Source organism: Nocardia sp. NPDC004582, assembly GCF_053602115.1.
The window spans coordinates 12,412-25,377 of record NZ_JBSGCY010000052.1; the positions used below are offsets into that span (position 1 = coordinate 12,412).

11 protein-coding genes are annotated in these 12,966 nt (G+C 69.1%); 5 read left to right on the top strand and 6 right to left on the bottom strand.

Annotation, left to right across the window (positions count from 1 at the left end):
* Positions 1-168 precede the first annotated feature (168 nt).
* The gene (locus ACWELJ_RS16715; protein ID WP_452367022.1) at positions 169-1,053 is read left to right on the top strand and encodes a cupin-like domain-containing protein; all 885 of its coding nucleotides are present in this window, start codon (positions 169-171) and stop codon (positions 1,051-1,053) included.
* 4 nt (positions 1,054-1,057) lie between these two features.
* Here ACWELJ_RS16715 and ACWELJ_RS16720 read toward each other — a convergent pair whose 3' ends face one another.
* The gene (locus ACWELJ_RS16720) at positions 1,058-6,889 is read right to left on the bottom strand and encodes a WD40 domain-containing protein (protein WP_452367023.1); all 5,832 of its coding nucleotides are present in this window, start codon (positions 6,887-6,889) and stop codon (positions 1,058-1,060) included.
* A gap of 104 nt (positions 6,890-6,993) precedes the next feature.
* On the opposite strand from ACWELJ_RS16720, the gene ACWELJ_RS16725 reads away from it, so the two are divergent.
* Entirely contained in the window at positions 6,994-8,232 is a 1,239-nt protein-coding gene (locus ACWELJ_RS16725) for an SLC13 family permease (RefSeq protein WP_452367024.1), read from the top strand.
* On the opposite strand, the gene ACWELJ_RS16730 is transcribed toward ACWELJ_RS16725, so the two are convergent.
* On the bottom strand, positions 8,229-9,122 hold the full coding sequence (locus ACWELJ_RS16730; RefSeq protein ID WP_452367025.1) for a hypothetical protein: 894 nt from the start codon (positions 9,120-9,122) through the stop codon (positions 8,229-8,231). The genes ACWELJ_RS16725 and ACWELJ_RS16730 overlap by 4 nt on opposite strands.
* A gap of 109 nt (positions 9,123-9,231) precedes the next feature.
* Between ACWELJ_RS16730 and ACWELJ_RS16735 the strand changes: the two genes are divergently transcribed.
* The gene (locus ACWELJ_RS16735; protein WP_452367039.1) at positions 9,232-9,666 is read left to right on the top strand and encodes an SRPBCC family protein; all 435 of its coding nucleotides are present in this window, start codon (positions 9,232-9,234) and stop codon (positions 9,664-9,666) included.
* A 50-nt stretch (positions 9,667-9,716) separates the two neighbouring features.
* On the opposite strand, the gene ACWELJ_RS16740 is transcribed toward ACWELJ_RS16735, so the two are convergent.
* Together ACWELJ_RS16740 and ACWELJ_RS16745 are read right to left on the bottom strand one after the other, a co-directional pair.
* Positions 9,717-10,064, bottom strand: a complete 348-nt coding sequence (locus ACWELJ_RS16740; RefSeq protein ID WP_452367026.1) for a VOC family protein — start codon at positions 10,062-10,064, stop codon at positions 9,717-9,719.
* 13 nt (positions 10,065-10,077) lie between these two features.
* On the bottom strand, positions 10,078-10,887 hold the full coding sequence (locus ACWELJ_RS16745; protein ID WP_452367027.1) for a MerR family transcriptional regulator: 810 nt from the start codon (positions 10,885-10,887) through the stop codon (positions 10,078-10,080).
* Positions 10,888-10,988: 101 nt separating this feature from the next.
* Here ACWELJ_RS16745 and ACWELJ_RS16750 point away from each other — a divergent pair, with 101 nt between their 5' ends.
* On the top strand, positions 10,989-11,318 hold the full coding sequence (locus tag ACWELJ_RS16750; RefSeq protein ID WP_357275404.1) for a YbaB/EbfC family nucleoid-associated protein: 330 nt from the start codon (positions 10,989-10,991) through the stop codon (positions 11,316-11,318).
* Positions 11,319-11,332: 14 nt separating this feature from the next.
* Positions 11,333-11,941, top strand: coding sequence for a recombination mediator RecR (gene recR / locus ACWELJ_RS16755; RefSeq protein ID WP_357275406.1), 609 nt, complete (start codon positions 11,333-11,335; stop codon positions 11,939-11,941).
* 60 nt (positions 11,942-12,001) lie between these two features.
* On the opposite strand, the gene ACWELJ_RS16760 is transcribed toward recR, so the two are convergent.
* Positions 12,002-12,193, bottom strand: coding sequence for a hypothetical protein (locus ACWELJ_RS16760; RefSeq protein ID WP_452367028.1), 192 nt, complete (start codon positions 12,191-12,193; stop codon positions 12,002-12,004).
* A gap of 120 nt (positions 12,194-12,313) precedes the next feature.
* Entirely contained in the window at positions 12,314-12,955 is a 642-nt protein-coding gene (locus ACWELJ_RS16765) for a hypothetical protein (protein WP_452367029.1), read from the bottom strand.
* Positions 12,956-12,966: the final 11 nt, after the last annotated feature.

Below are 12,966 nucleotides of genomic sequence, written 5' to 3' on the forward strand. Positions count from 1 at the left end.
GTTGCGCTCCAGCGGTTTTCGCGGTCGCGTGCGGGAAAAATCGGCGGCCGGGGCGGCTTCGAACTGTGAAACGCCCACATTTCTGAGGGTCTTGACACGCGTATTTGGACCCAACTAGCGTCTGCCTACGCGCACGAGCGCGTCGGCTTGCGGGTGAGGGATAGCGGTATGACATGGAATAGCGTGGATCGGGTCAGCTCCCTGGATCGCGACAAGTTCTACAGCGAATATGTCTCCAAAGGCAAGCCGGTTGTGCTAGAGAACCAAACCGCCGGATGGCCCGCCCGCAAATGGACACCGGACTTCTTTCGAAACCTCGACTGCCAGGTCGAGCTCGGGGTCAAGAAGGGCAATGTCGCCGATGGCGAGCGCACCAAGATGACCCTCGCCGACTACATCGACCTGCTCGAACAGGACGCCGCCCGGATCGAGGCGGGCGAGCCCAGTCAGAACCCCGGCTACCTGCACGACGTGCCCTTGTTCCGCGCTTTCCCGGAACTGATCGCGGACGCCGATCCTTTCCCGATGCACCTGATGCCGGAGTGGTACGGCGAGCGCTGGCACGAATACACCCAGCATTTCATCGGACCGTCGGGAAGCGTCACGCCGCTGCATTTCGACACTCTGCTGACCCACAATCTCTTCTTCCACCTGTACGGCCGCAAGCAGTTCATCCTCATGCCCGCCGAACAGAAAGACCTGTGCTATCTGCGCAGCTGGCGCTGGGCGAATTACGATCCCGCGGCCCCCGACTACGAGAAGTTCCCGCAGGCCGCGAACATCACCCCGGTCACCGTCGTCCTGGAACCCGGCGATGTGCTGTACATGCCGCCCGGCACCATGCACCACGTCACCAACCTGACCATGACGATCGCGTTCAATATCGACTGGCACACCGCGCAGAGCGCCCGGCGCGGCATCGGCAGCGTGTTGCGGGGTGCGCCGATGATGAACGGCTACTACAACACGCTCATGTATCTGGGTCTGGGCCTCGGTATCCCCGAGAAGACCATTTTCCGGTACTACAAGTCGTACCTGACCTACGTCAGCTGACCCGTCACAGCGGGTCGTCGAGCTCCAGCTGCCGGATCTGCGGCAGGTAGGGGTCCAATTCGCCGGCCTCGAAACGGCACATGCCGATCACGTGCCAGAACTGGCCGGCGGTCAGCCCTTCGGTCTTGTAGCGGCCGTCCGGGGTGAACGCCGCCCAGCCCTCCGGCAGGCCCAGCAGGGTGGCCCGCGGCTCCGGTGCGGCGCCGGACTCGTCCAGGGCCCACACCATGATCGAGCCGTCATTGCCGCCGCTGGCCAGCAGCCGCCCGGACGGATCGAAGGCCAAGGACCGCACCCGGTTCCGATGGCCGTGCAGGGTGTGGCGGTGCTCGCCGGTGCCGATGTCCCACAGGTGGATCACCAGGTCGTCGCCCGCCGTGGCGAGCAGACCCGACCGGGAATCCACCGCGACGCACCACAATCGCCCGCGGTGCAGGTCCAGGCGATGCAGCGGGGGGCCTCCGGCCCGGTTCCAGATCCGGACCGTGCCATCCCAGGAGATGCCCGCGACCAGGTCGCCGTGCAGGACCACCCCGTAGACGCGATGCCCGCCGGTGCCGCTCGGCCTCGGATCCGACAGGGTGCCCAGCAGTTCCCCCGACTCCACCGCCCAGAGCCGGATCTGTCCGTCGTCGCAGCCGGTGGCCATGGTCGCGCCGGTGGCGTCGAAGGCGATCGAGCGCACCCGGCCGCGATGCTCGGCACAGACCGCGTGCTCGCCACCGGTCTCGCGGGTCCACACGGTGACGGTGTCGTCGTCGTTGGCGGTGGCGATGAAGCGGGCGGTCGGGTCGTAGGCGATGGCCCACACCGGCGCGGAGTCGACGGTGATCTCGCGTTCGGCCTCGCCGGTGCCGATATCGAAAACCCGTAGCCGCCCGGCGTTTCCGACCGTCACCAGCTGGGTGGCCCGGGCCGGGCTGAACACGCCCGATTCCACCGTGATCAGCCCGTCCGCGCTGCCCTGCAGGCGGCGGGTGAGCCGCCCGGTGGCGGCGTCCCAGAGCCGGACGCTGCTGTCGTTGCCGATGCCCGCGAGCAGGGTGCCGTCCGCGTTGAAGGACACCGCGCGCACGTGCCGCCCGTGCCCGGTGAGGGTGTGCAGGCGTTCGCCGGTGGCCGGATCCCAGACGCGCAGCGCGAACTGGTCGTCGGCGATGGCGAGCTGGGTGCCGTCGGGCCGGAACGCGAACGGCCAGATGGATCCGGTGTGCCCGGTCAGCTTGTGCAGCGGCGCGCCGGTGCGGCCGTCGCGCACGTAGACCGCGCCCGCGGTGTCGCCGGAGGCGAGCATGTCACCGCCGGGATCGAAGCCGAGCCAGTGGATGCGGGCACTCCCGTGCTCGGTGCGCGCGTGCCGCTGCGCGCCGGTGCCGGTGTCCCACAGCCGGATTCCGCCCGCGAGATCGCCGCTGGCCAGGATGGGTTCGGTCGGATGGAAGGCGACCGTGTACACGATGTGCTGGTGTCCGGACAGGTCGTGGACCAGGGTCCCGGTGGCCGGATCCCACAGTCCGAGTGCGCCGTCCGCGCCCCCGGCGGCCAGCAGCGTGCCCATCGGATCCCAGCAGACCCGGCGGACCGGTCCCGGTGCGGCCCGGAAGCCGCCGACTTCGGACCCGGTGCCCAGGTGCCAGATCCGCACGGCCCCATCGTGATACGCGGCAGCGATCCGGTCGCGATGGAAGGCGAGGCTGTAGATGCGTTGCGGATGGCCGTCCGGCGGTGGGAATTCGTGCAGCAGTTCCCCGTCGGGGAGTCGGCGCACGCGCAGCGTCCCGGCCGCGTCGCCGGTGGCGAGCAGGGTTCCGGCGGTATCGGTTTCCAGTGGCCAGGGCCAGTTCTCGTGTCCGGTCAGCACCGCCTTGACCGCGCCGCTGGCGGCGTCCCAGATCCGCACCGTTCCGTCGGCCGAGCCGGTGACCAGCACCTGCTCGGTGTAGGCGAGGGCGAAGGTGCGGTCGCGATGCCCGTGCAGGGTGCGCAGCGTGCGCCCGGTGTCGGCGCCGTAGACGACCACGCTGCCGGAGTCGCAGCCCACGGCGATGGTGCCGCCGTCGGGGCTGTAGGCCAGCGGCCGCGGCAGTCGTCCGCTCTGCGTGTCCACGCCGTGTTTGACCCCGATGGCGGCGGGAGCGAATTCGGTCAGCGGCGGGGTGCCGGGCACCCGGCCGGACCCGGCCAGGTCGGTCCCGGCGGGCCGGCCGATGACGTCGAGCAGCGCGGCCCGGGTCCAGCGGCTGCCCTCGCCGCGCACGCCGGTGAGGTCGGTGCGGGCCAGGCGGGCCCCGGTCAGGTCGGCGCGGCCCAGATCGGCGCGCACCAGGGAGGCCTGATCCAGGTGCGCCCGGTGCAGGCGGGCTCCGCGCAGGTCGGCGTTCTGGAGATTGGCGCTGGTCAGCTGGACTTCGGTCATATCCGCTCCGCGGAGGTCGGTGCCGACCAGGGAGGCCTGGTCGAGTTGCGCGCCCACCAGGCGGACGCCGCGCAGGACCGCCTGGTCCAGCACCGCGCCGGTGAGCCGGGTGGCGGTCATGTTCGCGCCGGTGAAATCGAGTTGCCGCAGATTGCGGAAGGACAGGTCCTCCCGCGACAGGTCGAGGCCGCGCAGGTCCTTGTCGGGGGCGATGCGCAGCCGGGCCGCGACGCGGGCGGCATTGGTGCGGGTGATCTCGTGTTCGCCCGGATCGTCCTGGACGCGTTCGACCCAGGCCTGCAGCGGTTCGACTTCGGCCAGATCGCAGAGGAATTCGACGGCGAGCGGTTCCAACTGCGCCTGCGCCAGCGGCGCGGGTTCGGCGACCCGCTCGCCCAGCTGGGTGGCGACGGCCTTGGCCACCAGCCAGTCCCGCACCGAGGAGTGGATGAAGCCGAACCGGTTGTCGTCGGTGCGCACGATCAGGCTGCGGGAGCCGAGGGCGTGCACGAACTGCGCCACATTGAGCCGGCTCGCGTCGATCTCCTGTACGGCGGCCTGCGCGACCTCGGTCAGCTCGGTGAGATTCAGGTAGGGTCGCCCGTTCTCCCACACCCGCAGCGCGAAATACGTGACGGCGAGCCACAGTTCGGCCAGGCCCAGGGTGGGCTGAGAACTGGCGCGTTCGGGGGAACGCTCGATCTCGTAGGTGAGCCAGCTGGTCAGGATCTCCTCGTAGAGCCGGGTGGGGCCGATGATGCGGCGGGCCCCGGCCGCGGTGCGCAACCGTTGTTCGTCCAGGTCGGCGATGAAGCTCAGCATGCGCGGATTGCAGGCCAGTTTCAGCAGGCCGGGTATGCCGCGCAGCAGCCGCATGCGGGCGTCGGCCGAGGGCCCGGTGGGGCCGTAGCGGTTCACCAGGAAGGCGTGCACCTGCTCGTCGGTGAAGTTCTCCACGCTCAGGATGTAGCGGTCCGGGTGCGGGTCCTCGCGGGTGTCGAGGGCCGCCGCGATCTGGTCGTAGGACTTGAAATGCTGTGTGCGCCCGGCTACCACGACCTTGGCCCGCCCGACCGCGGCCTGCAGCAGGGTGGCCATGTGCTCGGCGGCGCTGTCGTAGTTGAGGCGGGTGAGCAGTTCGTCGAAGCCGTCGAACAACAGCACCACCCGGCCCTGCTCCAGCATGTATCGCAGGGCGCGCAGGTCGATGCGGGATTCGCCATTGTTGGCCAGGTGCGCGGCCAGCAGCGTGTCCAGGGAACTGGTGCGATCCAGTTCGCGCAGTTCGATGTGAATCGGCACCAGGCCGGTGGTGGTCTCGGCGATCCGGCGGGTCAGCTCGCGCAGCGCGAAGGTCTTGCCGAGCCCGAAATCGCCGAGCAGCAACACGAATCGGCCGTCCGCGGCGGTCACCAGGTTCATCAGTTCCGCGACCAGATCGTGCTGCACCTCGCGGCCGCGCGGAGCCAGCATGCGGAAGCGTTGCGGCACATACAGTTCCGGCGGATAGGCCGGGTCCTCGCGCAGCCGGGCCGACTGTTTGCGCAGGTAGTCGCCTAATTCGACCATCCCCTGGAAGTCGGTGAAGCTGCGGATCCGCACGCCTTCGGCGGCCGCCCGGTCGGCCAGTTCCCGGCTCGGGGCGGGGCCCAGGTAGATGAGCTGGGAGCCGGGTCTCGGTTCGGGCCCGAGGAAGGCGTCGAGGACTTGGCCGGTCACCTCGCCCACGTGCGCGCCGATGATGAGCTGTTCGATGACCGGCTCGGAATTCACGGTGACCAGCAGGTAGTGCGGGTCCGCGGTGATCCGCCGGATGCGTGCGCCCGGATAGCGGACCTCACATACCTCGGCGACCTGCTCCAGCAGCATGTCGTGCGGCCGGGCGGTCTCGCTCGCCGGCAGTTCCGGGCGACGGGGCGCGGGCGGGGCGGCGGGCAGTTCCCGGGCGGCCCGGCTCTGCGCCGCCACAACGGCATTCGTCCAGGTGAGGGCCTGCGGGACGGGGGTCTCGAGCGGTTCGTCGTAGCGATAGCGGGTCAGTCCGGCGTCGGTGATGTGGACCAGTTCGGCCTGACCCGGCGCGGGCGCGGACAGGACGGGCAGTGTGCCGCCGGGGTGCGCGAGCGCGCGTCCCGCCCGGCCGGGGCCGCGCAGCAGCAGGTTCAGGCGCGGGCCCAGGCGGCGGAAGGCGCGTTCGGCGTCGCGCAGCACGCCCGCGTCGTAGGGCGAGGTGTTCGGGCCGGGGGCCGGATCATGGCGCAGCACGCCCAGCCGGAACCAGCCCTGCGCCTCCTGGGCGCGCAGTTGCTCGGCGAACCAGTCCTTCTGCTCGTCGCCGATCGAACCGTAGTCGTCCTCGGGGCGGTGGGTGGCCGCCATGGTGGAGTTCAAACCGGCCACGACCAGCCGTAATCCGGGGATCGGGAACAGCGTCCAGGGCTGGCCGACATCGAAGACCAGATGGTCGAGGCCGCGATAGAGGGTGTTGAACATCTGCTCGAACAGGCGCAGCTTCGCGAAATAGGGTGCGCGGGGCAGGCGGTCGTTGGCCTCGCAGTCCAGGAAATGGGCGCGGCAGGCCAGTTTCGAGATGTCGTGGTTGCCGGGGACGACGATCAGCCGATCGGGTTCGAGTTTGAGCAGCACGCGCAGGCCTGTGAGAAACGCGGTGGCCTTGCGGAATTCGGTCGGGTGCGCCGACTCGGTGAGATCGCCGCTGACCACGATGAGGTCCGGCGGCGGGGCCTGCCGGTCGACCAGTTCGGTGACCGCGCCCCAGATGTGCGACTGCAGACCCTCGGGGTCGGTGGGGATATCGGCCGACGCCCGCCCGAACCGCGGACCGCCGATATGCAGGATCGACAGCCCCGCGTGGGTGCGGGCCGCGGCCATGTCCCCGGGAAACGCCGGTGGTGAGAGCGGCCGGCGGCCGGGCGGCCCGGGTTCGGCTGGCGGAGACCATAAATCGTCCGAGCGCAGGGCCGGCTGCCGCCGCGGCATCCACCGCTCCGACAGCATCCGCTCGACCCGGTCCAGCACCTCCCGCCGCATCTCGGCCTCATCGGTCACCCCGAACAGGTCCAGGCAGGCGACCCCGGCCGGCAGCCATTCCAGCGAGCAGTCGCTGACCCGGATGGCCAGCAGCTTCCCCGGATCCACGTCCAGCGCGGCCTGCCACTCCCGGTTCGCGTGCCGCGACGACACATAGTCGCGGGTCAGCACCGCGATCACCAGATCCGCCTCGCGCACCCCCCGCTGCACGAACTCCCCGTAGTTCGCCGCCGGATCGAAGTCCCAGGACGACACCAGCGTCCGATACCGCCCCTCGGCGTGTTCGAGCAGCCATCCCAGCCAGATGGCCCATCGCTCGTCGGCCGCCGAATAGCTCGTGAACAGTAACCGCCCGCCCCACGCCGTCACACCGCCCAGTATCCCGCCCGCCAAACCACAGCGCTGCCAATCGAATTGACCTCTTTCCCAATTCTCAGATCATGCGACCCGCCCCGCCCTGCGAGAATCGACCGATGCGCGAAGAGGACTCCGGTGCACCTCCCGCCCCGGCCGACTCGGTCGTGCGGTGGCGGCCCGGCGTCCTGGACTCCGTCCGGATCGGCTTGCTGCTGGTCGGGCTGCTGTGCGTCGCGACCGGGCTGTTGCCGCGGGCGGAGGCGGCGGACAATATGCGGCGGATCGCGCCGCTGTTGTTGTTCCTGGGCAGCGTGATCGTGCTGGCGAATCTGGCGCGGCGGGCCAAGGTGTTCGATGTGATCGCGCATCGGCTGGCGATCATCGCGGGCGGGAACTATGCCGGGTTGTTCCTGTTGTGCGTGCTGTTCGCGTCGGTGACGACGACGGTGCTGAACCTGGACACCACCGCGGTGCTGCTGACGCCGGTGATGATCGCGCTCGCGGTGCCCGCGCGGATTCCGCCGCTGCCGCTGGCCATGACCACCCTGTGGCTGGCGAATACGGCGAGCCTGCTGCTGCCGGTGTCGAATCTGACCAATCTGCTGGCCGCGGATCGGGTCGCCTTGGACGCCACCGGGTTCGCGGCCCGCATGTGGCTGCCGCAGCTGTTGTCGATCGCGGTGACCATGGTGTGCCTGTGGTGGTGGTACTGGCGGCGGTCGCAGCGTGGGGCCGAACGGTATGTGGTGCCGGAGCCGATCCGGCCCGCGGACCTGCGGGAGCGGGTGCTGCTGTACGCGTCCGGGGGCGCGTGCGTGCTGTTCGTGCTGGCGATTCCGTTCGTGGGGGACCGGATCGGGATCGCGGCCACGGTGGCCGCGGCCACCGCCGTGCTGGCCTTCGCGATCTGCGACCGATCGGCGCTGCGGCCGTCCCTGCTGCCGTGGCAGCTGCTGGTGTTCGTGGCGGGCCTGTTCCTGGTGGTGCCGACGCTGTCGCGGTACGGGCTCTCCACGCTGATGGAACACCTGATCGGGCAGGACACCAGCGGGCCGGGCCTGTTCCGGGCCGCCGGGGCGGGGGCCGCGTTGTCCAATATCGTGAACAATCTGCCCGCCTACACCGCGGGCGAGGCCGTCGTGCCCGGCGGCCGGGATCAGTTGCTGGCCTTGCTGATCGGCACCAATGTGGGTCCGGTGGTGACGCCGTGGGCCTCCCTGGCCACCCTGCTCTGCCTGGAGTTCTGCCGCACCCACGCGGTGCGGGTCCCCATGCGCCGCTTCGTGCTGACCGGCCTGGTGCTGGCCGTGGCCGCGACCACCGCCGCGACCGCGGGGCTGCTGCTCACCGGCTAGAACGTATTGGCCGGTCGCAGTGCGTATTCCACGATCTCGGTGACATCGTCGTCGGTGTAGACGGCGGGCAGCGGCAGCGCCAGCCGCTCCAGCAGCCGCCGTACCTGCGCGATACTCGGTTCGGCGGGCGGCCGCAGCTCGCTGTCGCGGCCCAGCGGAATATGGCGGGCCTGCTTGAAACTCAACGCCAATTCGCGGGTGAGATCGGAGTATTGGGTCTTGCCGCGTTCGAAGAGCAGCGCCGGGGTGTTCGAGCCGCGCTGATTGGTGATCACCACACTGTCGGACATGTCCCAGCGATAGGTCGACACCACCGCGGACAGCGCCAGCTCGATGGTCAGCAGCTCGGATTGGGCCCGGTACCAGGAACAGGCCACCACGGTGGCGAAGGACTGCTTGCGAATCCGGTCGGTGGTCCACGGCCGCCCGGCCGCGTCGCCGCCCGGCTGCAGCGAATTGCGATGCTGCGCCTCGGCCTCGCACAGCCGCTCGTCGCTGGGGTCCAGGATCTCGACCCGCAGATTCAGTAGATGCTGTTCGGCGCGCACCCGGCCCAGGAAGAACGGCAGCGTGGTGGCGCGCAGATAGGTTCCGGTGCCGCCCTTGTAGATCCAGTTGTCGGTGTCGCGGCGGGCCAGCGCGTGCGCCTGGTCGACCTCCGCGCCATAGAGCAGGCGCACCGCGGCGGTCTCGCCGACCAGCCGGGCGATCCGGTTGCGGTCGCGCAGCAGCGTCACCGCGAGCAGGCTCAGCACCAGCAGAATGGCATTGCTCACCGGATCGAGCTTGGTGTTCTTGTCGATGAATTCGACGACCACCGCGGTGATCGCGATCACGATGGCGACCACCGCGTCGATATTGAGCCGGAGCCAGGCAGCGAAGCGAATCATGGGCGGCGTCCTCCCCCGAGAGATGTCACCCAGGATAGGTGCCGCGTAGCATGACCGAGCGGTAACAGGGCAGAGTGCCGGTCAGCCCGCAATCACTAAGGAGCACATGGTGGGACAGGTCAGCGCCTCCAGTTCGATCGTCGTCGCGGCGGATCCGAAGCGCACCCTCGACGCGATCGCCGACTACGAAACGGTCCGCCCGAAGATCCTCTCCTCGCACTACCGTGACTACAAGGTGGTCGAGGGCGGTCAGGGCGCGGGCACGGTCGCCGAGTGGACCCTGCAGGCCACCGAGAAGCGGTCCCGCAATGTGCGCGCCGCCATCTCGGTCTCCGATTCCATGGTGACCGAACGGGATTCGAACTCCTCCATGGTCACCGCCTGGACCGTCACCCCCTCGGGCTCCGGCTCGCTGGTCACCGTGCGCACCACCTGGAAGGGCGCGGGCGGCATCGGCGGCATCTTCGAGGGCATCTTCGCGCCCCTCGGCCTGAAGAAGATCCAGGCCGAGGTGCTCCAGAACCTCGAGCGGGAACTTCGGTAAGCCCGAGGTCATCCACTACCAGGGGAACACCTCGGCATGGCCTGGTTCCGCTAATCCTGCGCGATATCGAACAGGTTGCCCTCGGGGTCGGACAGCGTCGCCCACTTCACGCCGTACTCGTCGAAGTCGGCGAGGTGCTTGGCGCCGAGGGCGACCGCCTTCGCGATCTCGGCCTGCTGGTCGGGTGAGTGCAGGTCCAGGTGGATCACGTTCTTGCCCGGGTTCTTGTCGGGCACCTTGGTGAACATGAGCGTCGGTGTGGCGGCCGCGTTGTCGATGGTGGCGAAGAATTCGGTCGCGCCGTCGTCGACGGGACGCTCGAACAGCTGCGCGTAGAACCCCGCCAGCTCGGCGGCGTTCTCGCAGTCGATGGTGATGTTCCCGAGGGACAGTGCCATGGTTCTCTCCTTTTCAGAGCCGGCCGATCGGCCAGCAGACTTCGGTGCGGTAGTCGGCGGGTTCGGCGTCGCCGGGCCCGACCAGGTAGAGCTCGCGCACGGGTTCGGCGAGCGCGGTGTCGTGTTCGGCCACATGGCTGCCCAGCGCGCCGTAGGTGCGGTCGAATTCGGTGAACGGGCCCGCGTGCACCGTGATGGCGAAGCGGCGGGCGGGCAGGTCCAGCACGGTTCCGGGATCGAAGCGGTCCCGGTGCCGGGGGTCGATGGGCACGAAGGTGACCACCTCGCCGCGGTCCTGCTCGAAGAAGGCGGGTGCGTAGGTGGCGCCGCCCGGGCCCGCGGGCGCGAGATCGGCCGCGGCCAGGCTGCCGTAGAGCGACCCGAAACTGTGGTCGCACCACTGGTCGCAGTCCTCACGCGCCACCTCGGCGGACATGGCGATCACGGGATGGCTTGTGATGGAACGGTATTCGACACTGATCCGATCCGACGGCAGCAGCAGCGCCCTGAGCGAGGCCACCACGTCGCGAGTGCGCACCAGCTCGGCCTCCATCCGTTCCAGATGCGCGCGGATCGCCGCGTCCCGCGCCGCCTGATCCGGGGCGGCCATCACCGCCTTGATCTCCGGCAGCGGCATGTTCAGCTCGCGCAGCCGCTTGATCAGGTGCGCCTGATCCACCTGGGCGGTCGAGTAGAAGCGGTAGCCCGAGCCGGGATCCACCGCGACCGGCTCCAGCAGCTCGATCTCGTGGTAGTACCGCAGCGTCTTGATGGTCAGGTAGGTGAGCCGGGAGAACTCACCGATCGGAACCGTTGCCGTCATGCTTTCAGCGAACACCCTCCAGCGAGGGGAGAGTCAAGCGAACCGTCGCGTGTCGGCGACTAGGCTGGGGTGCGATCACCATCCCCCAGGAAGGACGCGCCGTGCAGCCCGGTGAAGGTTTCGATTTCCAGCAGTTGATGGCCCAGGCCCAGCAGATGCAGCAGGCGGTGATGGCCGCGCAGCAGGAGATCGCGGAGTCCGAGGTCGAGGGCGAGGCCGGCGGCGGCCTGGTGCGCGCCAAGATTCGCGCCACCGGCGAGGTGCTGTCACTGACCATCGACCCCAAGGTGGTCGACCCCTCGGACGTGGAGACGCTGCAGGACCTGATCATCGGCGCGCTCAACAACGCCATGGACACCGCGCAGAACCTGGCCGCCGAGCGGCTGGGCCCGCTCGCGGGCGGTCTCGGCGGCGCGCTGCCCGGACTCTGAGCGGGGCTGGGTAGGTGTACGAGGGTCCGGTTCAGGATCTCATCGACGAACTGGGCAAACTGCCCGGCGTCGGCCCGAAGAGCGCGCAGCGCATCGCCTTCCATCTGCTGTCGGTGGAGCCGCCGGAGATCGACCGGCTGCAAGCCGCCCTGCAGAAGGTGCGCGACGGGGTGCGGTTCTGCAACGTCTGCGGCACCGTCTCCGACGGCGAACTGTGCCGTATCTGCGCGGATCCGCGCCGCGATCGCACCATGATCTGCGTGGTCGAGGAGCCCAAGGATGTGCAGGCCATCGAGCGCACCCGCGAATTCCGGGGCCGCTATCACGTGCTCGGCGGCGCGCTCGATCCGCTCTCGGGCGTCGGGCCCGATCAGTTGCGTATCCGGGAATTGCTGACCCGCATCGGAAATCAGGATGACGGGGTGGACGTGTCGGAGGTCATCATCGCCACCGACCCGAATACCGAGGGTGAGGCGACGGCCACCTATCTGGTCCGCATGCTGCGCGACTTCCCGGGCCTGAGCGTGACGCGTCTGGCCTCGGGACTGCCCATGGGCGGCGATCTCGAATTCGCCGATGAATTGACCCTGGGCCGCGCCCTTTCGGGCCGTCGCGCGCTATAGACGGTCCGGGGGCTCGCTATGGACGGTCCGGGGACCGCGGGGACAAGCCCGGCGAGTTGATCAGGTCCAGGTCGGCGGTGCGGGCAGCGCCGCCGGCTGCGGGCACGGAATATGCTGCACGTTCCTCGGGATATCGGCTCCCGCACCGCTGGCGTGCAATGCCACGGCGATAGCGAACGTGGCCGCCAAGCCGGCCACGACGGCCAAGCCCTTACGCAAGGTCCCTGTCTTCAGGGTTGCGCGTAGCTTCATCTTTCGCTCCTCGCCTCGGTGAGTAATGCGAATTCAGCGAAATGCTAGCTTTCCGGCGCGCACCCGGCGTTCATTGTCGGGGGGAGGATCCCGAAATTGAAATCTTCCTGTTATTTCCGGTCAGAACGTGAGACGTTGCCAATCGAGAGCGTCGAAACCGGAACGATCTCCGGTGGCCCAGCCCCAGATCAGGTCGGCGACAATTCGCGGGTCGTTCGCGGTGGCGGCGAAATGCTTGTCCGGTGAGCCGTCCCGGTATTCGAGGTCGTAATGCCCGTCGGGGTGTCGATAGGTCTGGATATAGACCTGATCGGCGGTTTCGGCGATCAGATAGGGGCCGGGCTGACCCAGCTCCGGAATCCACAGGTCCACCAGTTGTTTTGTCAGGTAAGGAAATTCGCCCGCACCGCCGTGGGTGACCGCGGCGGGCACCGATCCGGCCGGATCCGCCAGCCACGACAGCTGCGGATCCCACACCGCGTACCCGCGCGGCGTGCCCAGTTCGAACAGCAGTGAGCGGGTGTGCCCGATGGCGTCGTACTGGGTGGACACGAACAGCGCGTCACCGAGCACGCCGTCGGCGGCGGGCGTGCCCAGGAAACTGTCGACCTCGGGCAGCTCCGCATTGCGTTTGTCCAGCTCGGCCGCGATCTCGGCGATCGCCTCACCGGCCGGGCGGCCCTCCTGCCCGGTCAGGTGGTCGTCCACCTCGGCGGGGGAGGACGCGACGCCGGAGGGCAGCAGAACGAGGTCGTAGCTCACCCGGCCAGGCT